This is a genomic window from Rhodococcus sp. FW305-130 (assembly GCF_058788335.1).
Genome location: NZ_JBYTAP010000002.1, coordinates 196,671 through 221,674, shown reverse-complemented (window position 1 = coordinate 221,674; position 25,004 = coordinate 196,671). Strand labels below are relative to the sequence as shown.

The window sequence follows — 25,004 nt, the reverse complement described above, 5'->3', positions numbered from 1 at the left end:
GATGGCACGACAATGACAAATCTCGCACCATATAGGTGCAAAAATGCAGATATGACTCTCGGACTGAGCCCGGACGACCTACTGGTGCTTCTCGCGGTCGGTCGCACCGGTCGCTTCAACACCGCCGCCGACGACCTCGGCCTCAATCACACCACCATCTCGCGCCGCATTTCCTCGCTCGAGAAGTGTCTCGGCGGCCGTGTCCTGGTTCGCTCGTCCGGCGGCTGGGAGCTGACCGACCTGGGCAGACAAGCCCTCAGCGCGGCCGAGCGCATCGAGGCTGCGGTGAACGAACTGGCGCTCGACTCCACCGGTCAGCAGCAACTCGACGGCGTCGTGCGAGTCTCGGCGACCGACGGATTCAGCGCATACATCGCGGCGCCCGCCGGCGCCGCGGTTCGCAGACGCCATCCCCGCGTCAGCGTCGAGATTGTTGTCGCAACCAGAAAGGCGTCGCAGATACGCTCGGGCCTCGACATCGAGGTTGTGGTCGGCAAGCCTCAGGTTCACCGCGCCGAAGCAGTCCATCTGGCCGACTACGCGCTGGGTTTGTACGCCTCCCGAGAGTATCTACGTCAGAATGCTGTTCCCGAAAATGCCGAAGATCTGGCCGAACACTCGCTCGTGTATTTCATCGACTCGATGCTGCAGGTCGACGAACTCGATCTGGCTCGCAAGCTCACGGTTTCCATGCGCGAGGCCGTCACGTCCACCAACGTGTTCGTCCACATCGAGGCAACGCGCGCGGGTGCCGGCATCGGCCTTCTCCCCTGTTTCATGGCCGAGCAGCACGACGATTTGATTCGCGTTCTACCGGCTCACATCGAGGTGAGACTTTCCTATTGGTTGGTGGCCCGTTCGGAATCCTTGCGACGCCCGGAGGTCGCAGCGGTGGTGACAGCTCTTCGAGAGACGGTGGATCGCAAGCGATCTCAACTCCTCGGTTCTCCCGGGACGAACGAAGCGCTCAGTCCAGAGTCGAACGATGCTGGACGATGACCTTGCGCGCCAATTCGGCGATCTTGACGTTCATGTTTTGTGAGGTTCGCACCAGAATGTCGAAGGCCTCGTCGTCGGACACACGATGCAGTGCCATCAGCAGACCGACGGCCTGACCGATTTCGCGACTGCTTGCCAGACCACGTCGCAGCGAGTCGGCATCCTCGCCTCGCGTCAGCGCAGTGACGGCCACGGATGCAAATGACGCCAACATGATCGCGTGGTCGGCAACGGTTTCGGTGAAAGCCCCCGGAGTGTCCGAGAAGAGGTTGAGGGCACCGAACTTCTGACGATCTACCATCAGCCGGAACCCCATCGATCCGCGAATGGGTGTCTCTGCCACGACTTTCCGAGCGAACTCGGGCCACTGATTCGGGGTGCGAAGGTCCGACTCGAGTTGCGGAGCCTCCGTATCGAGGGCGTCGATGCACGGCCCCTCACCGGTGGCACGCTCGAGATCGTCTGCATAATCGGCGATCTCGTCGCTCGCCGCTACGGTGACGTTGGTGTTTCCACGTCGCAGCATCAGACTTGCGTGGTCGCAACCGGGAATCAACTCGACAGCCGCCGAACAGATCGCGGAGTACACCTCGGCGCTGTCTGCCGCGGAGTAGAGGATCTCCGCCAACGCCGCGAACACTGCCTTGGGTTCTGTCAGTGCTTGGTCGCGCTCAGCCATCTCCATACACCTCGGGGTCTACCGTTCATCGAATTCTTCATCGAACGGTACAAACCTTACTTACTCGACCTGATGGGGTCGCCGCCGCTCGCCGATTCCCGCCCGTCCGTCCCCTGGAAAGCCTCCGTAGCTGCGCGGTGATGCAGCGCCGTGACCGTGGTGATCTGCTTGGACACCAGGTCGTTGAGTTCGCGGTACTGCTCCTCGGTCTCCCCGGCCGGAATGTCTCGCAGGACCTCCCACATCGCACTCTTGCCGCACAGAGCGGTCCGCATGATCTCGAGAGTTGCCAACTTCACGAGACGGTTGCGCCAGATTGCGTCGACGTGAACGAGGCGTCTGATCCGATTGACCGTCGCGTCGATCTTGGAGTACCGCGGCAGAGATATGCCCTGGGTGTCCTCGATCAGTTGCAGCAGCTGCTCGATCTCGTACTCGAGCTCACCCGGCAACGAGTCCAGCTCACCGTCGGCCCAGGCACCGTACGAGTCCGCGAGTGACCGCGAGAGTTGCAGCCCCACCATCGCCCCGCACAGGTGAGTGACCAGATAGCCGGTAGCTATGTGTTCCTCAGCAGATCGCGACCGATTACCGAACATTGAGATCCTCCTGGGTGACGCTCGACCGGTCTGTGCTGACACGGGTGGTGATTCGCCATCCGCCTACCCGCGACAGACCGAGAACAAACGACAGGCGACTCAGACCCGATCCGGCACCACGACGACGGGCTCGAGGATCTCGGCCCGCGACTCCGGCGCTGCGGCGCGCAATGCGTCCGCCGACTCGTCGTCCGGCTGGGTCTGAGACTCGATTTCGGCTTCGACACGCGCTCGGTACGTGTCGACTTCGCGTTCGACGGTGGCGGCATCCCAACCGAGAATCGGGGCAACCAATCCGGCGACCTGCTGTGCGCAGTTGACACCACGATGCGGATATTCGATTGCGATACGCGTACGGCGGGCCAGAATGTCGTCGAGGTGCAGTGCCCCCTCGGCCGCGGCGGCGTACACAGCTTCGACCTGAAGGTAATCGGGCGCGTCCGTGATGGGCTGCAACAACTCCGGTGTCTGCCGGCCGAGTTCGAGGACCTCGGTGATGAGCGAACCGTAGCGGTCGAGCAGGTGCTTGACGCGATACGGATGCAAGCCGTACTGCTCGCCCAGTTGCACGGTCTGGTTGATCAACGCGAAGTATCCGTCGGCGCCGACGAGCGGTACCTTCTCCGTGATCGACGACGCAACCCGCGCCGGAATGTCTTCTGCTGCGACGTCGACGGCGTCTTCCGCCATGACCCGATACGTCGTGTACTTTCCGCCGGCGATGGCGACCAGACCTGGAGCCACACGGGCAACGGCGTGCTCGCGCGAGAGCTTCGACGTCTCGTCGCTTTCACCGGCAAGCAGCGGGCGCAGGCCGGCGTACACACCGTCGATGTCGGCGTGCGTCAACGGCGTGACCAGGACGGAGTTCACGTGGCCGAGGATGTAGTCGATATCTGCTTTGGTTGCCGCCGGATGTGCGAGATCCAGGTTCCAGTCGGTATCAGTGGTGCCGATGATCCAGTGACTGCCCCACGGAATGACGAACAGCACCGACTTCTCGGTACGCAGGATGATGGCGGCTTCACTGACGATGCGATCGCGCGGGACGACGATGTGTACGCCCTTCGACGCTCGCACCCGGAACCGTCCGCGCTGACGTGAGAGCGCTTGGATCTCGTCCGTCCAGACACCGGTCGCATTGATGACGACGTGACCCTTGACCTCGGCGGTACGGCCGTCTTCGCAGTCCCGAACACGAACTCCCGAGACCCGATCCGCTTCCCGCAGAAAGCCGACGACCTGCGTCGACGTTCGGACGACCGCGCCGTAGTGTGCAGCGGTCCGTGCGACGGTCATGGTGTGCCGAGCGTCGTCGACGACGGTGTCGTAGTACTGGATGCCACCGGTCAGCGAACTGCGCTTGAGGCTCGGCGACATGCGTAGCGCGCCCGCCCGCGTCAAGTGCTTCTGGGAGGGGACCGACTTTGCGCCGCCCATTCGGTCGTAGAGGAAGATTCCCGCCGCCATGTACGGGCGCTCCCACACTCGGTGAGCCAGAGGGAACAGGAACTTCAGCGGCTTGACCAGGTGCGGAGCGAGCGTGGTCAGCGAGAGTTCGCGCTCACGCAATGCTTCACGAACGAGGCCGAATTCGAGTTGCTCTAGATAGCGGAGACCGCCGTGGAACATCTTCGACGAGCGACTGGACGTGCCGGATGCGTAGTCACGGGCCTCGACCAACGCAACCTTGAGTCCGCGGGTGGCCGCATCGAGCGCAGCTCCGACACCGACAACACCGCCGCCGACAACGACGACGTCGAATTGCTCGGCCTGAAGCTGTTCCCAAGCAGCTTCACGCTGCTGCGGGCCGAGAAACTGCGCACCTTGCTGCTTACTCAACCCGGTCTCCTGTAAGTCGACGACGAATCCGTTTACAGGCTAGTAGCTTGATCCACATACTGCGACAGCGCACGGATAACTGCGAACGCGCCCGAACATAGGAGCACAGTGAATCAATACATCGCCGCCATCGACCAAGGCACGACGTCGAGCCGCTGCATGATCTTCGATCACGACGGCGCCGTGGTGAGCGTTGCGCAGAAAGAACACGAGCAGATTTTCCCGCGTGCCGGTTGGGTCGAGCACGACCCGGTTGCGCTGTGGATCAACACCCGGGAGGTGGTGGCCGGCGCTCTCGCGAAGGTCGACCTCACGCGGGCCGACATCGCGGCCGTCGGAATCACGAATCAGCGTGAGACGACCGTCGTTTGGGAGCGTTCGACGGGCAAGCCGATCTACAACGCGATCGTGTGGCAGGACACGCGCACGGATCAACTGTGTGTCGAACTGGGCGGCGACGAGGGTCCGGACAAGTACCGAGACAAGACCGGGCTGCCGCTCTCGACCTACTTCGCCGGGCCGAAGATCCGGTGGATTCTCGACAACGTGGACGGCGCGAGAGCCAAAGCGGAGGCCGGAGAATTGTGCTTCGGCACCGTCGACACGTGGATCGTATGGAACCTGACCGACGGTGTTCACGTGACAGATGTCACCAATGCGTCACGCACGATGCTGATGGATCTCGAGACCCTTCAGTGGGACGAATCGATCTGCGCGGACTTCGGAATCCCGATGTCGATGCTCCCGGAAATCCGTAGTTCGTCCGAGGTCTACGGCACCGGCCGTCCTCGCGGCAATCTCGCCGGTGTGCCGGTCGCGGGAATCCTCGGTGACCAGCAGGCAGCCACATTCGGCCAGGCCTGCCTCTCCGAGGGTGAAGCCAAGAACACCTACGGCACCGGCAATTTCATGCTTCTCAACACCGGAACGAAGCCGGTGCACAGCAAACACGGACTGCTGACGACCGTCTGCTACAAACTCGGCGAAGCCCCTGCCGTCTACGCACTCGAAGGTTCCGTCGCGGTGACCGGCTCCTTGGTCCAGTGGCTTCGGGACAATCTCGGAATCATTCAGAACGCCAAGGACATCGAGCCGCTCGCCGCGAGTGTCGACGACAACGGTGGCGCCTACTTCGTACCCGCGTTCTCCGGACTGTTCGTTCCCCGGTGGCGACCGGATGCACGCGGCGTGATCGTCGGCCTGACGCGGTTCGTCAACAAGGGACACCTGGCTCGCGCGGCGCTCGAGGCGACGGCATACCAAACCCGTGAGGTCATCGACGCCATGCGTGCGGATTCGGGAGTCGAACTGTCCGCGCTGAAGGTCGACGGCGGCATGGTGGTCAACGAAACCCTGATGCAGTTCCAGTCGGACATCCTCGGAGTTCCCGTCATCCGTCCGGTGGTCAACGAAACGACAGCACTCGGCGCTGCGTATGCAGCGGGCCTCGCCATCGGTTACTGGGCCGACACCGAAGACATCCGCAACAACTGGGCCGTCGGCCAAACCTGGGAACCGGCGATGGACGAGTCCGAAAGGTCACGGCTGTACGCGGAGTGGAACAAGGCCGTCGAGCGGACGTACAACTGGTCCGAGTAATCACCCCGATCCTTCCATACCGGAAGAGCTGATCATGGCCGCCTATTGATACTCCTGAGGTATCAATAGGCGACCAAGTTGGTATTGGACGTGACCTACACCACTCTGCGAATCTCATTCAGGCGCGCCACGTTTCGGCGCCGCGAATGTTGCAGAGAAAGGTCGCCACGCATGAGTTCACCCACTCGCAGTTCCGAGGAGATCAACGCCAAGGCACGAAGAGCCGGTATCGCTTCATTCATCGGAACCACCATCGAGTGGTACGACTTCTATATCTACGGCACCGCGGCTGCCCTGGTATTCGGCGAGATCTTCTTCTCCGACACACTGCCGAACGGAGTCGGCACGCTCCTCGCCTTCATCACCCTGTGGGCAGGCTTCCTCGCCAGGCCGATCGGCGGGATCATCTTCGGCCATCTCGGCGACCGGATCGGGCGCAAGAACACTCTGGTCATCACCTTGATGATGATGGGCGTCGCCACTGTCGGGATCGGGCTCCTCCCCACCTACGCGCAGGTCGGCATGTGGGCCCCGATCGGTCTGGTCACCCTTCGCGTGATCCAAGGAATTGCGGTCGGTGGTGAGTGGGGTGGCGCGGTACTCATCGCCAGCGAGAACGCACCGAAGGGCAAGAGCATCCTCTACTCCGCGTTCGCTCAGCAGGGCTCGCCCGCGGGAAATCTGTTGGCGACCATCGCATTCTTCCTGCTGTCCTCGATGCCGACGCCGTCATTCCTTCTCTACGGCTGGCGAATCCCTTTTCTCGTTTCGGCAGGCCTGGTCATCCTCGGCATGATCATTCGCCTGAAACTCGAAGAGTCCGACGAGATGAAGGCCGTTCTCGCCCGCAAGAAGGTCGTCAAACTTCCGCTCGCCGAAGTATTGCGCAAGCATTGGGTGCTGGTTCTCCTCGGCGCCGGCGCACTCCCCCTCGCCCAGGTCACCTATTTCAAGAACACCTTCGCATTGTCCTGGGCTACAAAAGAACTCGGATACGACCGCGGCACATTCCTCGCCGCTATCGCGATCGCACTTGTCGTGCAGTTCATCGTCCAACCGTTCGGGGCCGTTCTGGTTTCCAAGATAGACATGCGGAAGGCCATGTGCCTGATGGTGATACCGGAGTTCGTTCTCATGCCCGCGATGTTCTTTGCCATCAGAACCGGGAACTTCACCATCGCAGTCGTTGCGATGTGTCTCGCCACGATCCCGCACTCGATGTTCTACGGCGCCATCGCCGGCGTTCTCGCTCGCGCCTTCCCTGCGAACATCCGTTACACGGGTCTGTCGACGGCATATCAACTGTGTTCCCTTGTCGTCGGCGGCGGAACTCCGGTACTGGCGCAGTGGATGCTCAACACGTCAGGCAACATCGTCGGGGTCGCGATCGTGTCCGGACTGTACGCACTTGTCTCGCTGATCTGCACCCTTCTCCTACTCCGACGTACCGGCTACAACGCAAGCGAACTCTCGACGGCCGAGCAAGCGGATTACGACGAGCTCGAACTCGAGAACGCTCTTGCCGATACTGCAAACTCGCCGACGTCCGAAGCGGGTGAAATTCCTACCGGGAGGGCAACCGTCTAAGCCAGGGACGGCAGCGCCTGCTCGGACAATTTCAACACTTCGAGAAGAGCAGGTCTGTCGTCTCCATCTCGCCAGGCGATACGCAGTTGAAGGGGAGGAGGTGGATCCATGACGGGAACAAAGACAACATCAGGGTTCACGATGCTTTGGGCCACCGACGAAATAGTCAACGAGCATCCGATTTCCGCGGACACCAGCGCGATCAACGACATCGAATCCGGTGCCGTCTGCACGATTCGAGCCAGGAACCCTGCGTTCTTCGACGCAGTGAGCAGAGACTCCCGCAGAATCGAACCCGGCTCCGCCGGAAGCGTCACCCAATTCTCGGACTCCAATTCGATCAACCGAACCGATTCCCTCGACGCCAACGGGTGGTCTTTCGACATGGCAACCAGAAAGTTCTCCTCGGCGATCAATCTCGACGTGATCCCGAGCGGCGGGACGGTCCACCGCACCATCCCGATGTCGAGGCGTCGATCGAGCAACATCAACAACGCCTCGTTCGCGAAAGCGGAACTGTCGAGCACGAATTCGATACCGGGATTCGTCTTTCTCACCAATTTCGCCCACCGCCCGACGAGTAGGTGCGACGAGGTTCCCGCGAAGCCCAGGCGAACGCGACCTGTCGTTCCCTGGCCTGCCGCGGATACCGCGATCTCGGCCATCCGGCACGCGTCCAGAATCTCGCGCGCCGGAAGCAGCAGTGCTTCACCGGCAGCAGTCAACCGCACAGTTCGAGTACTTCGATCGAACAACGGCGAACCGAGCTGTTTCTCGAATTGCCTGATGGTTCGACTCAGCGGCGGTTGCGCAATCCGAAGCCGCTGAGCCGCACGGCCGAAATGTAGCTCCTCAGCCACCGCGAGAAATGCGTTGATCTGATGAATTTCCACCCGACATTGTTGCGCCACACCGGCCGACCATGTCAAGTTTCCGAAACCGACCAAGTGCGCGAGAACGTAAGAAGAGGTACACACGTGGACAAGACGCTCTCGATGAAAGAGGCCATCGGTCGATACGTCGGCGACGGAATGACTGTTGCGTTGGAGGGCTTTTCGCATCTCATTCCATTTGCCGCGGCACACGAGATCATCCGGCAGGGCAGGAAGGACCTCACGCTGTGCCGGATGACGCCGGACATCGTTTCCGATCAACTCGTCGCCGCCGGCTGCGTCCGAAAGCTGGTCGCTTCGTTCTTCGCCAGCGGCTCCGCAGGTTCTCTGTACGAGTTACGCAGACGCATCGAGAACCAGGACCCGCTCCCCCTCGAAGTCGAGGAATACAGCCATTACGGCATGGTGTGCCGGTATCAGGCGGGAGCCGCCAGGCTTCCCTTCTTCCCGCTACGGTCGTACGCCGGTAGTGATCTACCCGCACTCAACCCACAACTGAGACTCGTCGAGGACCCGTACGGCGGCGGGAGCGTCTACGTTGTGCCGCCATTGAATCCGGATGTCACGATCATCGGCGCACAGCGAGCGGACACGTCCGGGAACGCGCAGATCTGGGGCATCGCCGGGGTGCAGCAAGAGGCCGTGTACGCCGCGAAGAAGGCAATCGTCGTTGTCGAAGAACTGGTCGACGACGAGGTCATCAGGTCAGACCCGAGCCGAACTCTGATTCCCTCGCATGCAGTCGACGCGGTTGTCGTCTGCCCGCGCGGCGCACACCCGTCGTACGCGCAGGGATACTACGACCGCGATTGCGGCTTCTACCGACGCTGGACTGAAATCTCCAAAGACCCTTCACGGCTGAGAAATTGGCTCGACGAATGGGTGTACGCACTCGACAGTCACGGCGAGTATCTCGCCAAACTCGGAGCCGACTACTGGTCGGATCTCGAGGTCGGACCAAAACTCTCCACACCAGTCGACTACGGGAGCAGACTATGACCACCACGATCGACACCGGTAGCACCACCTCCACCGAAACGATCGTCGCCGTCGCGGCACGCGAATTGGCGGGTAAGCGCCGGGTCTTCGCCGGAGTTGGACTGCCCACGCTCGCAGTCGATCTCGCGCGGCACACGTCGAATCCGGACGTCGAGCTGATCTACGAATCCGGAGTGTGCGGTGCACATCCGTCGGCAATGGCCGAGGGTATCGCGGACTCCGTGGTTGTCTCCGGTGCCGAATCCGTGCTGAGCATGGCCGCGCTCTTCGGTTACGTCCTGCAAGGTGGCAACGTCGACGTCGGATTTCTCGGGGCCGCTCAAATCGATCGAACGGGCAGTCTGAACACAAGTTTCATCGGTGACTGGAAGAACCCGACGGTCAGACTGCCCGGAGCGGGCGGGGCCGTCGAGATCATCGCGAACGCCGCCGAGATCTTCGTCGTGATGCGTCGCCACGATCTCAGTTCCTTTCCGGCCGAGCTCGACTTCTGCACCTCACCCAGCCCCGCCCGCGCCCACGCCAGCGGTAAGGGCATCATGCCGGCAGGTGCAGGAGTGACCAAGGTATTCACCAACCTCGGCGTCCTGACACGCCAGGGCCCCGGCGGCGAATTGGAGTTGACCAGCGTCCACGAGGGAATCTCGGTCGATCAAGTCCGAGAGTCGACGGGATGGGACCTCGCCGTCGCCGAGCACGTCACCATCACCACCCCACCATCGAGCACGGAGATCGATCTGCTCCGCAACACTATCGACAAGGTCAGGCTGTACCTGCGGTAACACTCTTCCGGAGCCTGCCGACGGCATCGACCAGCACGGCTTCGGGATACGTCGCGAAACAAAGTCGAGCGCTTCGACCGAGGTCAGCTTCGACCGCGAAGGCCGAACCTGGGACAAATGCCACGCCGTGCTTGAGCGCGGCACCCAGGAGTTCGGTGGTGTCGACGTCGTCGACGAAATCCATCCAACAGAACATCCCGCCGCGGACCTCGGAAAAGCGTGCACGCCCACTCAATTCCGTCTCGGCGGCCGTGACCAACGCCTTCGCTCTGGCGCCGTAACCTTCCCGGAGCTTGTCGAGGTGCGTTTCGAACCATTCGACGTCGGAGAAGAGGTCTGCGGCGATCTGCTGGGTGAGCGAAGACCCGCACAGGTCAGCGCCTTGCTTGATCAGTTCCACCGCCTCGCAGACCTTTCGGTCGCCGTGCAGCCAGCCGACGCGCAGCGCCGGTGCCAACACTTTGGAAGCACTGGACAGCCGAATCACCCTGTCCGACAACGCCGCCAGCGGTGCGGGCGGTTTCTCGCCGAAGTACAGTTCGCCGTACGGGTCGTCCTCGAGAACCCAGAACCCGTATCGGTCCGCCAGCGCCGCCAAGTGCGCTCGCCGCGGCGCCGAGAGCACCGCGCCCCGCGGGTTGTGGAAATTGCTCACGGTGTGCACAACTTTGGGCCGAAGACCGGCGGCGAGTTTCGCCTCGAGCGCGTCGGTGTCCATTCCGTCCTCGTCCAACTGGACGGGAACGAGACGAGCCTGCGCCGTCCGAAAGACCTGCAGCGCACCGGTATATGCCGGTTCCTCCACGACCACAACGTCACCGGCGTCGAGGAGGACCTGCGCGAGCAGGCTCAAACCTTGCTGAGAACCGTGTGTGATCACAACTTCGGACACGTCGAGTGCCCGCCCGATCTTGGAGGATTCGCGCTCGGCAATCACCTCACGGAGGCGCCGCAGGCCTGACGTCTCGCCGTATTGAACGGACGAGGGGTCACCGAGTGCGTCGTGGGCTGCCTTCGAGATTCGTTCCCGCGGAATGAAATCAGGATCGGGTAGTCCGCCGGCCAAGCTGATGACGTCGGGTCGGGCAGTCAAGGTGAGCAGATCGCGAATTGCAGAACTACGGAGTCCGTCCATACGAGCGGACAGCGCGGCGTGTGTCATGTGAAGCTCCCAGGCACGCAGAATGAAGGTCAGAGGAAAACACCCTGAGCCGTCCTGGGTCAACGGGGCGGGAGAGCGCCGAGATACCGACCCTTGATTCGGTCGGTATCTCGACTATCTCACCAATACTTCAGTATGTGAAACAGACTTCTCACATTGTAAGAAGACTCTGGTCCGTTCTCAGTCCAGGTCGTCGTGACGCATGAGCTGACGAGCTGCCTCGGTGATCGATCCGGTCAGCGACGGGTACACCGAGAACGTCTGAGCCAGGTCGTTGACCGTCAGGTTGTTCTGCACGGCGATCGCAATCGGCAGGATGAGTTCCGAAGCGGTGGGCGCGACCACAACACCGCCGATGACCACGCCGGTAGCCGGGCGGCAGAAGATTTTCACGAAGCCGCGGCGCAAACCGGACATCTTGGCACGCGGGTTGGTGTTGAGCGGCAACATGACGGTGCGAGCAGGCACCTCTCCGTTGTCGATCGCGGCCTGCGAAACACCCACCGTTGCAATTTCGGGGCGTGTGAAGACGGCCGATGCGACGGTCTTCAACTTGATCGGGCTGACGCCTTCACCGAGTGCGTGGTACATCGCGATACGTCCCTGCATCGCAGCCACCGACGCGAGCGGGAGCAGTCCGGTGCAGTCACCGGCAGCGTAGATACCGGAAACCGTGGTGCGCGAGACCCGGTCGACACGCAGGTATCCACCCTTGTCCAACTCGATGCCGACCCGCTCCAGGCCGAGACCGTTGGTGTTGGGGACGGAACCGACGGTCATCAAAGCGTGGCTTCCTTCGACCGTGCGGCCGTCGGAGAGCTTGACGATGATGCCCTTCTCGGTGCGCTCGACGGCGTCTGCGCGGGCGTGCTTGACGAGGGTGACACCGCGCTCGGCGAGGGCGTCCTCGAGCACGAGCGCCGCATCGGCATCCTCGCCGGGCAGAACACGGTCACGACTGGACACGAGTGTGACCTTGACGCCCATCTCGGTGTATGCGGAGACGAACTCGGCACCGGTGACACCGGAACCGACCACGACCAGGTGCTCGGGCAGCTCGTCCAAGTCGTAGAGCTGACGCCACGTCATGATTCGCTCACCGTCGGGCTCGGCTCCCGGGATGATGCGGGGGCTGGCGCCGGTGGCGATCAACACGACGTCTGCGTCGATGGTCTTCTGCTCGCCGCTTCCGAGCGTCGCGCGAACCTGGTGTGCTGCCATACCGAGGAGCGGATCGGTCAGTTCGGCGGTGCCGGAGAGAACCTCGACGCCGACCGTCTGCAACCGTGCGCGAATGTCCGAGGACTGGGACAACGCGAGACTCTTGACTCGGGAGTGGATCTTCGGCAGTGACACCGAAGCCTGCTCCGGATCCAGAGTGATGCCGAGGTCGGATGCACGACGCATGTCGGTGCGGATTCCGGTGGACGCGATGAACGTCTTCGACGGGACACAGTCGAACAGCACACACGCGCCGCCGACGCCGTCCGAATCGACCAGGGTGACCGTGGCCCCGTGCTGCGCGGCTACCAGTGCCGCCTCGTAGCCGGCGGGTCCGCCACCGATGATCACGATCCGGGTCATGTGTCCTCCAAGTCCTCGCGTGGCCGGCAGGGGTCTCCCGTCGACCAGTGTCACGCTATTCGAGCACCACGTGTCGCGCAGTGCTTGTACCAGATTACTTGCGTCCGGTGGTCCGCTTCGCCACACCCTCGGACCACGGTTTAGGCTTGCGCCCGTGTCGATTTATGCCGCCTACGGTTCCAACATGCATCCCGAGCAGATGTTGTTGCGCTGCCCACACTCGCCCATGTCCGGGACAGGGTGGCTGCGAGGCTGGCGCCTGACCTTCAGCGGCGAGGACCTCGGCTGGGAGGGGGCTCTCGCCACCGTGGTCGAAGACCCCGATTCCAGTGTTTTCGTGGTCCTCTACGACGTCCCGGAAGAGGACGAAGTGAGTCTGGACCGCTGGGAAGGTGCCGAACTCGGTCTGCACCGCAAGATCCGCGTGCGGGTCGACACCGCAGGCGATGCGGTGCTCGCTTGGCTCTACGTCATGGATGCGTACGAAGGCGGACTGCCGTCGGCCCGCTACATCGGCGTGATGGCCGACGCCGCCGAGATTGCCGGAGCGCCGGCCGAGTACGTGCGAGAGTTGCGGACGAGAAACAGCCGCAACGTGGGTCCGGGTAACGGTGTTACCGATTAGATAGCTGTCCTGCTCAAAGCAGCAGGAAATACGCGAGCAGTGCAAGTGCTGCGAGTACCACCACAATCGTCAGGCCGATGAGCACACGCTTGGAACCGCGTGACTCCGATTCGCCTGCGGCAACTGCAGTTTCCGGCTCGACTGTTGCCACCCCGGTTGCAGTTTCAGCCGCCACCTTCTCACGTCCGAGAGTGTCGAACACCTCCGTCACGTCGTGTGAAGGCGGCAAACCGATCGGAACGATCGTGTGCGACGTCGAGGTGAAACCGGCAGCCAGAATTGCGGCTCCCAGCGCGGCCGACTGCTCCGGTCCGGGCCCGAGTTCACATCTGACACCGAGCTTTTCGGCGATTCCGGCCGCTATGGACATCATGGCTGCTTTGTCTGTCGCCGGTTCTCCGTCACCGGTGACGACTACGGCGTCCAGGTTCTCCGGCATCCAACCGAACGCACCTAGTGCCGTCGCGAGGCGTGAACTCGGTGAACTCCCGTCGCCGGCGAAGCCGAATGCGCGGCCGGCGGCGACGCCCGAACGCACCAGCGTGACCGCTGCCCCGGTGTCGTCGACGTGATAGATGCCGATGAGCGTGCCGGCGAGTGCCGCGATTTCCGACTCGAACCACGCCGAGACCGCCTCGGCGTCCGAGACGAGAGTGACCCGCTCGAGGCCTGCATAGACCAGTGAATCCTGCATGAGGGCCGCTGTGGACGAGTCCCAGCGCGACGGGTAGGTCGCGACGATGTCGGGCGCTCCCCCACTTCGACCACCACGATCGGGCAGCGGCTCGCATTCCTGTAATAGGCAGCGAATCGACGTCGCCACCAAATCCTCGGCGCGGTAACGGGTATCGGCCGTTCCGGAGACGCCACTCGGGTCCCCCACACGGCCGACAAAACCTGACCATGATTCCGAGAATTCACGGCCGGCACCCAATTGCTCGGTACCGCCGAGCACGGTCGTTCCGTCCTTGCGTTGATTGAGAATCGTGTCCCTGACCAACACCACCGGATCGGCCGAACCCGGATCGTTGGACGCAACTACAGCCGTCGACACCAATGTGCCGATTCGCACTCCCACACCTATGGACATGCCCGTACCTTCACTCGAACGACACGAAAAACGGTACCCCCGACGGGAACCGGAACTATCCCAGAACCAGGCTCGTCAGAACCTTCACACCGACGCCGAGTGCACGCTCGTCGAGATCGAAAGTGGGTTGGTGGATATCGAGCTGATCGCCTTCACCCGACCACACGCCGAGCCGCGCCATGGCACCCGGCACGGTTTCGAGGTACCACGAAAAGTCTTCGCCACCACCGGATTGCGGGGTGTCCGCCAAAGCATCTTGTCCGACGGTCGCGATGGCGTCCTCGAACATCCGAGTGGACACCTCGTCGTTGACGACCGGTGGCACTCCGCGACGATAGTTGAGTTGGTAGCGAACTCCGGTGGGCGCGAGCAGTCCGTGGACGATTTCTTCCACGAGCGGTTCGAGCAACTCCCACGTGTCGTGATCGCCGGTACGTACCGTGCCCGTCATCATGCCGGTCTGCGGAATCGCGTTGGGCGCCTGACCTGCACTGACCGCACCCCACACCATCACGGTGCCGGTACGCGGATCGATACGACGGCTGAGCATTCCCGGCAGCCCGGTCACGACTGTGCCGAGTGCGTAGATGAGGTCCGTGGTCAGGTGCGGCCTCGACGTGTGCCCACCCGGAGAGTCGAGAACGACCTCGATCGTGTCTGCAGCAGAGGTGATCGCGCCAAGACGCATTCCGACCTGGCCTGCCTCGAGTCGCGGATCGCAGTGCAGAGCAAAGATTCTGGACACGCCGTCGAGCGCGCCGGCAGCGATGACGTCGAGTGCACCACCAGGCATGACTTCCTCGGCGGGCTGGAAGATCAGCCGAACCCCGACGGGAAGTTCGGGCAGCGTGGCCAGAGCCAATCCGGCGCCGAGCAGGATGGTGGTGTGGGCGTCGTGCCCGCATGCATGAGACACACCGGGGACCGTGGACGAGTACGTCGCCCCGGTCGCCTCCTGCATCGGCAAAGCGTCCATGTCGGCGCGAAGTGCGATTCGCGGCCCCTCAGGTCCGATGTCGCACGTGAGCCCGGTGCCACCGGGAAGGATCTTCGGCGACAGCCCAGCGGCGGTGAGGCGGGTCGCGACGAATTCGGTGGTCGCGTATTCGCGGCGAGCCAACTCCGGGTTGGCATGGATGTGTCGACGCCACGCGACGAGGTCGTCGGTGTGCGCGTGAATCCACGTGTCGATTGCCGCGTTCACCGGCGATCTACCCCTTCCAACAGACGGGTGCGTTGTTCTGGATCGGACGCTACCCGGACAGCAGTGCGGGCCAACGCAATTGCACCGTCGACTACCGCTCGATCTGCGGAGGTGGTGATACACGCGGCCGCGAACTCCGGCTGATGTGTCACTGCCCCCGATGAATCCAAGCCTATGACCGGGTGAATTCCCGGAATCACATTGGTCACATTACCCATATCCGTACTACCCAGTGGACGGGAGCGCTCCCATTCCGCTGCCAGTGGCACCCGCCCGAGGTCGACGATCTGTTCACGGTACGCCGCCGCCAGCCACGGATCGGGGGTCAACTCGGTGTAAGTGGGCGATACCGTGCGGATTTCGTGGGTGCATCCGGTGCCGAGTGCGCCCGAGGCGAAGCAGGCGTCGGCACGCTCGGACAGATTGGCCAACGACGCGGCCGTCTCGGCACGCAGGTAGTACAGCAGTTCGGACCGAGCCGGAACGATGTTGGGAGCAGTGCCGCCATCACTGACGATTCCGTGAATCTGTTGCCCTGGCTGGAGGTGCTGGCGCAACAGTCCGACCGCCACCTGCGCGAGCGTCGCGGCATCGGCGGCATTACGACCGAATTCCGGCGCAGCAGAGGCGTGCGCTTCGCGACCGTGATAGCTGACGGCGATGTCCGCCAGGGCCAGCGAGGTGGCACCGATGATGTCGATCGGTCCTGGATGAACCATCATGGCCGCGCCGACGCCGTCGAATGCACCACGCTCGAGCATCAGAACTTTGCCGCCACCGGTTTCCTCCGCGGGAGTACCGATCACTCGGACGGTGATCCCCAGTTCGTCGGCCACGGTAGCCAACGCGATGCCGGCCCCGACCGCGGCGGCGGCAATGATGTTGTGCCCACAGGCATGACCGATCTCGGGCAGCGCGTCGTACTCAGCGCAGATCGCGATGACCAACTCTCCACTGCCGTAGGTGGCATCGAAGGCCGTCGGCAGATCGACGATCCCGTGAGTGACCGCGAAACCGTGCTGCGCCAGCAGGTCCGACACTTTGGCAGCGCTGCGGAACTCCTCGAAGGCAAGTTCCGGATCGCTGTGAATCGAATGCGACAGCGCAATCAGATCGGCCTCTACGGACCTGACTGCGCTGTCGACATTCTGGTTCACGCGATCATTGTCTCACCCGAAGGAGAAGTTGCTCTTGTCAGTCACCTGAGCGAGGTCCGCAAGCGCATCGCGGTGGATGCCTGCCTTGATTCCCGCCAAGTTCTTGCCGTGAGTCGACGTCAGTGCCGATGCCTTGGCCACTGCTGCGGCGAGTACTCCGTCGCCGTCGACCGTTTCCTGCACGATGCCGGCAGCAAGCGCGTCGGCGCCGCCGAATCGACGCCCCGTCGTCATCGCGTCGACTGCCGTCTGCTTGGGCAGACGACTGTTCAACAGTGCTGACATGCCGACAGTGAACGGCATGTTCAGTCCGACCTCGGGGAGGCAGTAGAAGCCGCGGTCCGCGCGCATGATCTGGAAATCGTGTGAGGACGCGAGCATGGCGCCGGCGCCGAACGCGTGCCCCTGCACGGCCGCGACCGTGGCCATCGGGAAGGTCAACAAACGGCTGTAGATGGTGTGGACCTTGTCCAGGTAGCCGGGCAGACCGTCGAGATTGCCGAAGATCCACGTCGTGTCCAGGCCGTTCGTGTAGAACTTGCCCGTCGCGGTGGTCACCAGGGCTGCGGGCCCCTCGTGCGCTTCGACCTCGTCCAACTTGCTGTGAACAGCGTCGATCCACTCAGGGCCGAAGCGGTTCTCGTTGTCCGTTTCGCCCTCGTTGCCGAGGTACAGGATGAATACGTCGCCGTCGCGTTCGAGATAAGGCATGGATGGGAGAGTAACGCCCGCCAACTCACCCGGCGAACCGACCCGACTCCTCAGTAGGGTTGCTCACATGGGAACGATCGCCGAGGCCGCCGCCGCTGCTCTGTCCGCCATGACTGGCTCTTCGTCACCGTCAGTCGCCATCGTGCTCGGGTCGGGGTGGACCGATGCCGCAGACGTGTTCGGCGACGCCGGTGCGGACGTGACAGCCGAAGTCTCGATGGCGGATCTTCCTGGCTTCGCCCCACCGTCCGCGCTCGGTCACGCGGGCACCATTCGTTCGGTGCGCGTCGGAAACACCGAAGTTCTGCTGCTGCTCGGGCGCGCGCACGCATACGAGGGCCACGATCTCGGTACCGTCGTCCACCCGGTCCGGACAGCCATTGCTGCCGGCGCCGACACGGTCATCCTCACCAATGCGGCCGGCGGTATTCGCGAAAACTACACAGTCGGTCAACCGGTGCTGATCAGTGACCACCTGAACCTGACGGCCCGCTCTCCCCTCGTCGGCGCAGAGTTCGTCGACCTGGTCGACGCCTATTCGCCGGAACTGCGCGCGCTGGCTCGCTCGATCGACCCGGACCTTGCCGAGGGTGTTTACGCCGGGCTTCCCGGTCCGCACTACGAGACTCCGGCCGAGATTCGAATGCTTCGTACACTCGGCGCCGATCTGGTCGGCATGTCGACGGTTCACGAGACCATCGCGGCTCGCGCGCTCGGCGCCCGCGTTCTCGGCATCTCCATGGTCACCAATCTGGCCGCCGGAATCACGGGCGCCCCGCTCGACCATCAGGAAGTGCTGGCGGCAGGCAAAGCCTCGGCGGCCCGGATGGGAGTGCTGCTGCGTCAACTGGTCGAGCAGCTGTGACACCACTGAACGTCACCGAGTGGATCGACGCCGATCCGGACCCAGTTACCCGCGCAGAATTAGCAGCCATTTCCGAACATGAACTGACCGAACGCTTTTCCGCACCACTGACGTTCGGCACTGCTGGGCTTCGCGGGCCGGTGCGCGGCGGGCCCAACGGCATGAACCTCGCGGTCGTCATCCGGACCACGGCCGGTCTGGCGGCCTGGCTGACAGCTCGCTGCCAGGGCGGGTCCCGCGTTGTGGTCGGCCGCGACGCCCGGCTCGGTTCAGAGGCATTTGCTCTCGCCGCCGCCGAGGTCATGGCAGCGGCCGGGTTCGAGGTGACCCTGCTCCCCCGCCCACTGCCGACACCGCTGGTGGCGTTCGCGGTGCGCAGGCTCGGGGCAGCGGCAGGTATCCAGATCACCGCCTCCCACAATCCTGCCGCCGACAACGGTTACAAGGTGTATCTCTCGGGCGGAGCGCAACTCGTCTCCCCCGCCGATCGTGAAATCGAGAGCGAGATCGCCCGCATCGGTGGTGCCGCCGACGTCGCCCGGGCATCGGTGATTCCGGCCGACGATTCTCTGGTCGAGGAGTACATCGCCCGCATCGCGACCCTCCCGCACGGCGACGCCCGCTCGATCCGGATTGCGCTCACGGCAATGCACGGCGTCGGCGGGGAGACTGCGACAGCGGCTCTGCGAGCAGCAGGGTTCGACGATCTGCACGTCGTGGCGGAGCAGTTCGATCCCGACCCCACGTTTCCGACCGTCGAGTTCCCCAATCCCGAAGAGCCTGGCGCCGCAGACCGCCTGCTCGCCCTTGCCCGAAGTGTCGACGCGGATCTGGCGATCGCACTCGACCCGGATGCCGACCGCTGCGCCGTCGGAGTTCGCGACGGTGATCAGTGGCGCATGTTGCGCGGCGACGAAACCGGGGTGCTCCTGGCCGACCACGTACTGCACACGGCGCCCGGAGATTCGTTGGTGGCGACGACGATCGTCTCCTCGACTCTGCTCTCGAAGTTGGCGAAAGCTCGCGGAGCCAGGTTTGCGCAGACACTCACCGGATTCAAGTGGCTCACGCGCGCCGGCGACGGACTCGTCTACGCCTACGAGGAAGCGATCGGGCACTGCGTCGATCCGGATGTGGTGCGGGACAAGGACGGAATCTCAGCTGCCGTTCTGGTGGCCGACCTGGCTGCCACCCTCGCGGGCAGCAACAGAACCCTGTTGGACGTTCTAGGCGACTATGCCGTCGAATTCGGACTGCATCGCGGGGACCAAGTATCCCGCCGCGTCGAGGATTTGAGCGACATCGCCGAAATGATGAAACGACTACGCGCCGATCCTCCTGGCCAACTCGCGGGTGAGCCGGTCACGACCGAGGACTTGTCCCTGGTTCGCGGCGGTATGCGCACCGACGCAGTGATATTCGACGGGCCGTCGATCCGCGTGGTTGTCCGACCGTCCGGAACCGAGCCCAAGCTCAAGTGCTATCTCGAAGTTGTCGTCCCGGTGGCGAACCGCGACGACCTCGCGAACGCACTAGAGCAGGCGAAGGCCCGGCTGGCCGAACTTCGAACCTTCGCCCTTTCGCTCTAGCGGGGTCCGAACTGCCGATCGCCGGCGTCACCGAGACCGGGGACGATGAAAGCGTTCTCGTCGAGTCCGTCGTCGATGCTCGCGATGACCAGACGAACCGGGTGGCCGGACGCTGCCAGCGCGTCGACGCCGGCCGGAGCGGCCACGACGCACACTGCCGTGACATCCGTCGCGCCACGCGCAACCAGCAAGTCGATGGTGTGCACCATCGAGCCACCGGTGGCGAGCATCGGATCGAGCACGAACACCGGGATACCGGACAGATCCGCAGGCAGGGATTCGAGGTACGGAACCGGCTGATGAGTCTCTTCGTCACGTGCCATTCCGACAAAGCCGACGCCGGCCGACGGAATCAGCGCACTCGCCTGTTCGACCATGCCCAGACCGGCCCGCAGCACGGGTACCAACAACGGCGGCTTCGCGAGCCGGATGCCCGTCGTCGCTGCTACCGGGGTGTCGACCGGAAACTCCTCGACCTCCGCGTCACGCATGGCCTCGTAGACCAGCATGTGCGTGAGCCTGCGAAGTGCGGAACGAAAAGTTGCGTTCTCACTGCGTGCATCACGCATTGTCGTCAAGAGGGCCGCCGCGAGCGGATGGTCGACTACGTGCGTCTGCATGACCATCAGAATAGTTCCTCGGGAACCGGAGCACCCCGCGCGGCGTCCAAGAAGGAGTAAGCGCAACGGGGGGAAGACAAGTTGACAAATCTGGATCTGGACACTGAAAGCATCGCGGAGTTCGCCACGCGGTTGGGCACTGTTGCCGACAACGTCGCGCAAGCGCGACAGGACGCGGCGGGTGGCGATCACTTGGCTCTGTCCACTGTGCTGGGGCTGATCGGCGGCGACTTCGTCGATGTCGCGAGCCGAGCACAGCAAGCGCACATCGACGACATCGATCGACTGTCCGCTGTGATCTCCAGCGTCCAGTCAGCCACCCGCGACGCTCACGCCGTCTATCTCGACTCCGAGGAATCGGTACGAACGACTCTCGCTGAAGCCGCACGCTCATGATCGACGTCGACGCACTCGCACGACCGATCATCGATCTGGTCGACATTGTCGGGACTGGCGTCCCCAGCGCAAGTGGACCCGACGTCGGCATCCGAATCGCTACGGACGCCCTCGAGATCGCATACCAATTGGGAAGCGCTGCTCTGAGCGAACTGGCGTCCTCTCAGAGCTCGTCCACGGCCCTCACCGCTGCGGTGACCAAAACCGAGCAGACGCAGACGTCGACGCGAAACCTCGCCGATCGTGGAAACGACATCGCCGGCGTCGTGGACGAAGCAACAACGTCCGTGTACGCGGGAATGACCGAACTCGGTGAGATTCTCCAGTCGTTTCTGACACTCGCGATCAAGGCCGGGCCGACGCTCATGACACCGACGGGCCAATTGATGTTGTTGTCGGCCGCGTTGGAGCACCTCGGACGCGCGGTATCGGTTATCGAGCGGGTACGCGGTGAGCTGGCGGGGTCGACCGACAAGATGTCCGCACTCGTCCCGTCCGTCCCGATACCCGATCCCGCACCTGGAGTCTCCGGTTCGGTGGGTGGTTCCGGTTCCGTCGGTGGTTCCGGTTCCGTCGGTGGTTCTGGTTCCGTCGGTGGAGTAGAGGTCGAACTTCCCGACGGCTCGATTGCCACCGCACCGAACGCCGAGGCCGCTGCTGCCGTACGCAACGCGCTTACTCAACAGGGTGTCCCGTACGCCTGGGGAGGCACGACACCCGGAGTCGGTCTGGACTGCAGTGGTCTGACGCAATGGGCGTACGGCCAGGCCGGAGTCGATATTCCGAGGTTGGCTCAGGAACAGGGAATCGGGAACCAGGTCGATCAGAACAATCTGATGCCGGGCGACCTCGCGGTCTGGGACGGCCACGTCGCGATGGTGATTGGCGGCGGCCAGATGATCGAAGCCGGCGACCCAGTCGAAATCAGCGCCATCCGAACCACGAACAGCGGCATGGGCTTTCACGGTTTCTACCGTCCGACAGAATGACAGGAAACATGAACGAGAACATGCGGGAATCACCGCCGATCATCACAGCCGTCTCCGTCAACCGCGCTGGAACCATCGCGGTCCGCGCCACGGAACACGCCATTCCCGTGGACCTGCGGATCAGCCAGGAGGAACTGCGGTACGGCGGGGAACGGTTGGCGCAACAGATACTCACACTGTGCTCGAAAGCAGCAATCGAGGCCGGCGCCCGCCATCGTGTGGAGCTCGAAGAGACCGGAGTCCCGGCAGCGATCCTCGATCGGCTCGGTCTCGCGACCCGAGACGAACTGGCCGATGTCGATGCCGCCGAGGGCCAGATCCTTCCGTCGAGCTGGATGCGTTCGATATGAGCGAGATTGATCGAATCATGGAGCTGGCGAAACACCGGACCGGACTCTTGCAGGACGCCGTCGACGGGGTCGGCGCTCTGCGGGCAGTCGTCTCGAGCGAGGGTGGGATAGTCACGGCGACTGTCGACGGGCTGGGCGCTCTGGTCGATCTACGGATTACCGACGCAATCACCACGATGAATTCTCGCACTGTGGCCGCATTGACGGTGGCAACAATTCACCAGGCAGTTCGACAGTCCAACGACGAACGAGAGCGACTGGTCAGTGAGCTCCGAGTGGCACTGAAACAAACGTGACGAACCCCCGCTATGCCTTTCGCTCTGCGGTGGATAGGCTTCCGCCCATGGCTGGAGACATCGTCCCTATCGAAATCGGACTCACCGACGGAGACCTCGTCACTTTGTGGGCACCCCGCTGGCGCGAAGGCGACGACGAGTGGGAAGCGTTCCTCGGCCATGAGGAAGACCTGTACGGGTTCTCCTCCGTCGCAGAACTCGCGGCCTTCATCCGAACGGACTCCGACAACGACCTGGTCGAGCATCCGGCGTGGGCCGTCGTCTCCGGACTGTCGGCAGCCGAGCTCGAACCGGAAGAGAACTTCACCTTCGACTTCGTCGGCGTGCCGGAACTGGCCGCAGGTGACCCTGAGGCACTGGCGGTCTCGGAACTCGAAGACACCTTGAACATGGCTCGCAACATCGGCGAGGTGTGCGAACTGGACGCGGTCATCCGCTTCTTCAGCGGCCATCCGGTACTCGGCGCGCTTGCGACCGGCGCCGGCACCTTCGAAGGTCGCGAAGGCCTGGAGCTGTGGGACCAGGTCGGCGCTGCGATCGTCAAGGACTGGGACGCCGTTCTCGACGCCATCGACAAGGTGGTCACCTCCCCGAAGGTCGACGCAGCTGCCGTCGCGGTCGCCGAAGCTGAACTGCTCGCTGCCGCCGAGAACACCGTCGACGCCGACGATGTCGCTGAGGAGGGCGAGGACGAGGAATTCGACGAAGACGACCTCGACGAGGAGGAAGACGAAGTCGAGACCTTCTGGGGCGAGGTCGGTGTCGACCCGATCCGCATCATCACCTCAGCCGAGACGTTCTACACTCTGCGCTGCTACATGGGCGATCAGGCGATCTTCCTCGGCAAGGACGGACTGATCACCGTCTTCCGTAGCGAGCGCGCACTCGCCCGCTACCTCGCCGACAACCACGAACACGATCTCTCGCAGGTCAGCACGTACGGCGAAATTCAGAATGCTGCCGTCGACGGTTCACTCGAAATCGAAGTCACGGACGAGAACGTCTACGTTCTGCCCGGTATCGCCGACGACCTCGCCCAGGGCCCGGACGTCGTCGATGCCGAGCAACTGGAACTTGCCGTCGAATTGTTCACCGATGCAGCGGATTTCGCCGACGACGACTCCACCGAGGAGGCTCTGTCCGCGTCGAACGAGCTGGGTTGGTACGTCTCGTACCTCCTCAACCCCGATCCGTCGCGGATGGCTCCGAGTGCGCCGTTCACCAAGGAATCCGAGGCCTGGCGCGAACTCGAGCGTGAGTTCGAGGCCCGGCTGCGATCTGAGTAGTCGGGTGCACGTCAGCTAGCCGATGAGCACGGCGTAACCCGGCTTGATGACGTCGTCGATCAACGCGAGGCGCTCGTCGAACGGGATGAAGGCCGACTTCATCGCGTTGATGGTGAAGCGTTCCAGATCGGTCCAGCCGTAACCGAAGGTCTCGACCAACGCGGCCATTTCCCGGCTCATGCTGGTGTCGCTCATCAGCCGGTTGTCAGTGTTGACGGTCACGCGGAAGCGCAAGTCCGCCAACAGTCCGAACGGATGGTCCGCCAGGGCGGCTACCGCTCCGGTCTGCACGTTCGAACTCGGGCACAGTTCCAGGGGAATGCGCATGTCACGGACGTAGTTCGCGAGTCGACCCAGTTCTGCCCCACCTTGGCCACCTACGTCGATGTCGTCCACGATCCGCACGCCGTGGCCCAACCGATCCGCTCCACAGAAGGCGATGGCTTCGTGGATCGACGGCAACCCGAACGCCTCACCCGCGTGAATCGTGAAGTGGGCGTTCGCATCACGCATGTATTCGAAGGCGTCGAGGTGCCGGCTCGGCGGGTTACCGGCCTCGGCACCGGCGATGTCGAAACCGACGACGCCGCGGTCCCGGAATCGCACAGCGAGTTCGGCGATCTCTCGTGACCGGGCGGCATGCCTCATCGCCGTGAGAAGACACCCGATTCGGATCTCCCGTCCCGCGACCCTGGCAGCGGATTCGCCGGCCCGGAAACCTTCGAGAACGTGCTCGACGACCTCGTCCAAACTCAGGCCTTGTTCCAGGTGCTGCTCGGGCGCAAAACGGATTTCGGCATAGACGACGTTGTCGTCGGCCAGATCCTCGGCGCACTCGCGCGCGACCCGCGCGAGCCCTTCGGGAGTCTGCATCACGGCGACTGTGTGCGCGAACGTTTCGAGGTAGAGCTCGAGCGATCCGCTGTCAGCGGCAGTTCGGAACCATTGCGCGAGTTCGGATGCCGTAGTCGCCGGCAGCTCGTCGTAGCCACACTGCTCGGCCAGTTCGAGGACAGTCTCGGGTCTGAGTCCTCCGTCGAGATGATCGTGGAGAAGAACTTTGGGTGCGCTGCGGATCGTGGTCAACTCCGGTGCGTTCAT

General features: G+C 63.3%; 25 protein-coding genes. 13 read left to right on the top strand and 12 right to left on the bottom strand.

Features of this window, described 5'->3' with window-relative positions; translation table 11 throughout:
* The first annotated feature begins 51 nt into the window (after nucleotides 1-51).
* Nucleotides 52-999 (top strand): LysR family transcriptional regulator, encoded by a 948-nt coding sequence (locus AC3WQS_RS07155; protein ID WP_020907050.1) that lies wholly within the window; start codon nucleotides 52-54, stop codon nucleotides 997-999.
* Here the strand turns inward: AC3WQS_RS07155 and AC3WQS_RS07150 are convergent.
* The 3 genes from AC3WQS_RS07150 to AC3WQS_RS07140 all read right to left on the bottom strand — a co-directional run bounded on the left by AC3WQS_RS07150 (nucleotide 968) and on the right by AC3WQS_RS07140 (nucleotide 4,119).
* The gene (locus tag AC3WQS_RS07150; protein WP_019747714.1) at nucleotides 968-1,684 is read right to left on the bottom strand and encodes a GAF and ANTAR domain-containing protein; all 717 of its coding nucleotides are present in this window, start codon (nucleotides 1,682-1,684) and stop codon (nucleotides 968-970) included. The two genes, AC3WQS_RS07155 and AC3WQS_RS07150, sit on opposite strands and share 32 nt — an antisense overlap.
* Nucleotides 1,685-1,734: 50 nt before the next feature.
* Nucleotides 1,735-2,277: a hypothetical protein gene (locus AC3WQS_RS07145; protein ID WP_021332531.1), complete on the bottom strand. Its 543-nt coding sequence runs from the start codon at nucleotides 2,275-2,277 to the stop codon at nucleotides 1,735-1,737.
* Nucleotides 2,278-2,376: 99 nt separating this feature from the next.
* A complete protein-coding gene (locus AC3WQS_RS07140; RefSeq protein ID WP_492712113.1) occupies nucleotides 2,377-4,119 on the bottom strand; it encodes a glycerol-3-phosphate dehydrogenase/oxidase in 1,743 nt (580 codons plus the stop codon).
* Between the two features lie 108 nt (nucleotides 4,120-4,227).
* Here AC3WQS_RS07140 and glpK point away from each other — a divergent pair, with 108 nt between their 5' ends.
* The gene (gene glpK / locus AC3WQS_RS07135) at nucleotides 4,228-5,718 is read left to right on the top strand and encodes a glycerol kinase GlpK (protein ID WP_492712115.1); all 1,491 of its coding nucleotides are present in this window, start codon (nucleotides 4,228-4,230) and stop codon (nucleotides 5,716-5,718) included.
* 171 nt (nucleotides 5,719-5,889) lie between these two features.
* Nucleotides 5,890-7,305, top strand: coding sequence for an MFS transporter (locus AC3WQS_RS07130; RefSeq protein ID WP_080909723.1), 1,416 nt, complete (start codon nucleotides 5,890-5,892; stop codon nucleotides 7,303-7,305).
* Here AC3WQS_RS07130 and AC3WQS_RS07125 read toward each other — a convergent pair.
* Nucleotides 7,302-8,198 (bottom strand): LysR substrate-binding domain-containing protein, encoded by an 897-nt coding sequence (locus AC3WQS_RS07125; protein WP_020907047.1) that lies wholly within the window; start codon nucleotides 8,196-8,198, stop codon nucleotides 7,302-7,304. The two genes, AC3WQS_RS07130 and AC3WQS_RS07125, sit on opposite strands and share 4 nt — an antisense overlap.
* A gap of 84 nt (nucleotides 8,199-8,282) precedes the next feature.
* Here AC3WQS_RS07125 and AC3WQS_RS07120 point away from each other — a divergent pair, with 84 nt between their 5' ends.
* Nucleotides 8,283-9,197 carry a CoA transferase subunit A gene (locus AC3WQS_RS07120; RefSeq protein ID WP_020907046.1) on the top strand — a complete coding sequence of 305 codons (915 nt, stop codon included), beginning with the start codon at nucleotides 8,283-8,285 and terminating at the stop codon, nucleotides 9,195-9,197.
* Nucleotides 9,194-9,979, top strand: a complete 786-nt coding sequence (locus AC3WQS_RS07115) for a CoA-transferase subunit beta (RefSeq protein WP_492712117.1) — start codon at nucleotides 9,194-9,196, stop codon at nucleotides 9,977-9,979. The genes AC3WQS_RS07120 and AC3WQS_RS07115 overlap by 4 nt, the downstream gene beginning before the upstream one ends.
* Here AC3WQS_RS07115 and AC3WQS_RS07110 read toward each other — a convergent pair.
* Together AC3WQS_RS07110 and AC3WQS_RS07105 are read right to left on the bottom strand one after the other, a co-directional pair.
* Complete coding sequence (locus tag AC3WQS_RS07110; RefSeq protein WP_492712119.1) at nucleotides 9,960-11,141, bottom strand: aminotransferase-like domain-containing protein; 1,182 nt, start codon at nucleotides 11,139-11,141, stop codon at nucleotides 9,960-9,962. The two genes, AC3WQS_RS07115 and AC3WQS_RS07110, sit on opposite strands and share 20 nt — an antisense overlap.
* Nucleotides 11,142-11,321: 180 nt before the next feature.
* The gene (locus AC3WQS_RS07105) at nucleotides 11,322-12,725 is read right to left on the bottom strand and encodes an NAD(P)H-quinone dehydrogenase (RefSeq protein WP_020969166.1); all 1,404 of its coding nucleotides are present in this window, start codon (nucleotides 12,723-12,725) and stop codon (nucleotides 11,322-11,324) included.
* 154 nt (nucleotides 12,726-12,879) lie between these two features.
* On the opposite strand from AC3WQS_RS07105, the gene AC3WQS_RS07100 reads away from it, so the two are divergent.
* Nucleotides 12,880-13,350, top strand: coding sequence for a gamma-glutamylcyclotransferase family protein (locus AC3WQS_RS07100; RefSeq protein ID WP_003940753.1), 471 nt, complete (start codon nucleotides 12,880-12,882; stop codon nucleotides 13,348-13,350).
* Nucleotides 13,351-13,363: 13 nt separating this feature from the next.
* Here AC3WQS_RS07100 and AC3WQS_RS07095 read toward each other — a convergent pair whose 3' ends face one another.
* The 4 genes from AC3WQS_RS07095 to AC3WQS_RS07080 are packed head-to-tail and all read right to left on the bottom strand — an operon-like array spanning nucleotide 13,364 to nucleotide 17,512.
* Nucleotides 13,364-14,440, bottom strand: a complete 1,077-nt coding sequence (locus AC3WQS_RS07095) for a hypothetical protein (protein ID WP_181447641.1) — start codon at nucleotides 14,438-14,440, stop codon at nucleotides 13,364-13,366.
* A 55-nt stretch (nucleotides 14,441-14,495) separates the two neighbouring features.
* Complete coding sequence (locus tag AC3WQS_RS07090; protein ID WP_003940741.1) at nucleotides 14,496-15,644, bottom strand: M20 family metallopeptidase; 1,149 nt, start codon at nucleotides 15,642-15,644, stop codon at nucleotides 14,496-14,498.
* Nucleotides 15,641-16,801: a M20 family metallopeptidase gene (locus AC3WQS_RS07085; RefSeq protein ID WP_020969164.1), complete on the bottom strand. Its 1,161-nt coding sequence runs from the start codon at nucleotides 16,799-16,801 to the stop codon at nucleotides 15,641-15,643. The genes AC3WQS_RS07090 and AC3WQS_RS07085 overlap by 4 nt, the downstream gene beginning before the upstream one ends.
* Nucleotides 16,802-16,813: 12 nt before the next feature.
* Entirely contained in the window at nucleotides 16,814-17,512 is a 699-nt protein-coding gene (locus tag AC3WQS_RS07080) for an enoyl-CoA hydratase-related protein (protein ID WP_003940710.1), read from the bottom strand.
* A 67-nt stretch (nucleotides 17,513-17,579) separates the two neighbouring features.
* On the opposite strand from AC3WQS_RS07080, the gene AC3WQS_RS07075 reads away from it, so the two are divergent.
* Complete coding sequence (locus AC3WQS_RS07075; protein WP_020907041.1) at nucleotides 17,580-18,377, top strand: purine-nucleoside phosphorylase; 798 nt, start codon at nucleotides 17,580-17,582, stop codon at nucleotides 18,375-18,377.
* The gene (locus AC3WQS_RS07070) at nucleotides 18,374-19,966 is read left to right on the top strand and encodes a phospho-sugar mutase (protein WP_492712121.1); all 1,593 of its coding nucleotides are present in this window, start codon (nucleotides 18,374-18,376) and stop codon (nucleotides 19,964-19,966) included. Before AC3WQS_RS07075 ends, AC3WQS_RS07070 begins: the two co-directional genes overlap by 4 nt.
* On the opposite strand, the gene upp is transcribed toward AC3WQS_RS07070, so the two are convergent.
* Nucleotides 19,963-20,586, bottom strand: coding sequence for a uracil phosphoribosyltransferase (gene upp, locus AC3WQS_RS07065; protein ID WP_007727319.1), 624 nt, complete (start codon nucleotides 20,584-20,586; stop codon nucleotides 19,963-19,965). The genes AC3WQS_RS07070 and upp overlap by 4 nt on opposite strands.
* A gap of 81 nt (nucleotides 20,587-20,667) precedes the next feature.
* Between upp and AC3WQS_RS07060 the strand changes: the two genes are divergently transcribed.
* From AC3WQS_RS07060 to AC3WQS_RS07040, 5 genes are read left to right on the top strand one after another with little or no spacing between them, the layout of a single operon-like run.
* Nucleotides 20,668-20,982: a type VII secretion target gene (locus AC3WQS_RS07060; RefSeq protein WP_020969162.1), complete on the top strand. Its 315-nt coding sequence runs from the start codon at nucleotides 20,668-20,670 to the stop codon at nucleotides 20,980-20,982.
* A complete protein-coding gene (locus AC3WQS_RS07055) occupies nucleotides 20,979-21,971 on the top strand; it encodes a C40 family peptidase (protein WP_243617097.1) in 993 nt (330 codons plus the stop codon). The genes AC3WQS_RS07060 and AC3WQS_RS07055 overlap by 4 nt, the downstream gene beginning before the upstream one ends.
* Nucleotides 21,968-22,321, top strand: coding sequence for a hypothetical protein (locus tag AC3WQS_RS07050; protein WP_021332524.1), 354 nt, complete (start codon nucleotides 21,968-21,970; stop codon nucleotides 22,319-22,321). Before AC3WQS_RS07055 ends, AC3WQS_RS07050 begins: the two co-directional genes overlap by 4 nt.
* Nucleotides 22,318-22,617 (top strand): YbaB/EbfC family nucleoid-associated protein, encoded by a 300-nt coding sequence (locus tag AC3WQS_RS07045; protein ID WP_021332523.1) that lies wholly within the window; start codon nucleotides 22,318-22,320, stop codon nucleotides 22,615-22,617. The genes AC3WQS_RS07050 and AC3WQS_RS07045 overlap by 4 nt, the downstream gene beginning before the upstream one ends.
* Nucleotides 22,618-22,664: 47 nt before the next feature.
* Nucleotides 22,665-23,903 carry a SatS C-terminal domain-containing protein gene (locus AC3WQS_RS07040; protein WP_020969158.1) on the top strand — a complete coding sequence of 413 codons (1,239 nt, stop codon included), beginning with the start codon at nucleotides 22,665-22,667 and terminating at the stop codon, nucleotides 23,901-23,903.
* Between the two features lie 15 nt (nucleotides 23,904-23,918).
* Here AC3WQS_RS07040 and AC3WQS_RS07035 read toward each other — a convergent pair whose 3' ends face one another.
* Nucleotides 23,919-25,004 (bottom strand): adenosine deaminase, encoded by a 1,086-nt coding sequence (locus AC3WQS_RS07035; RefSeq protein ID WP_042951360.1) that lies wholly within the window; start codon nucleotides 25,002-25,004, stop codon nucleotides 23,919-23,921.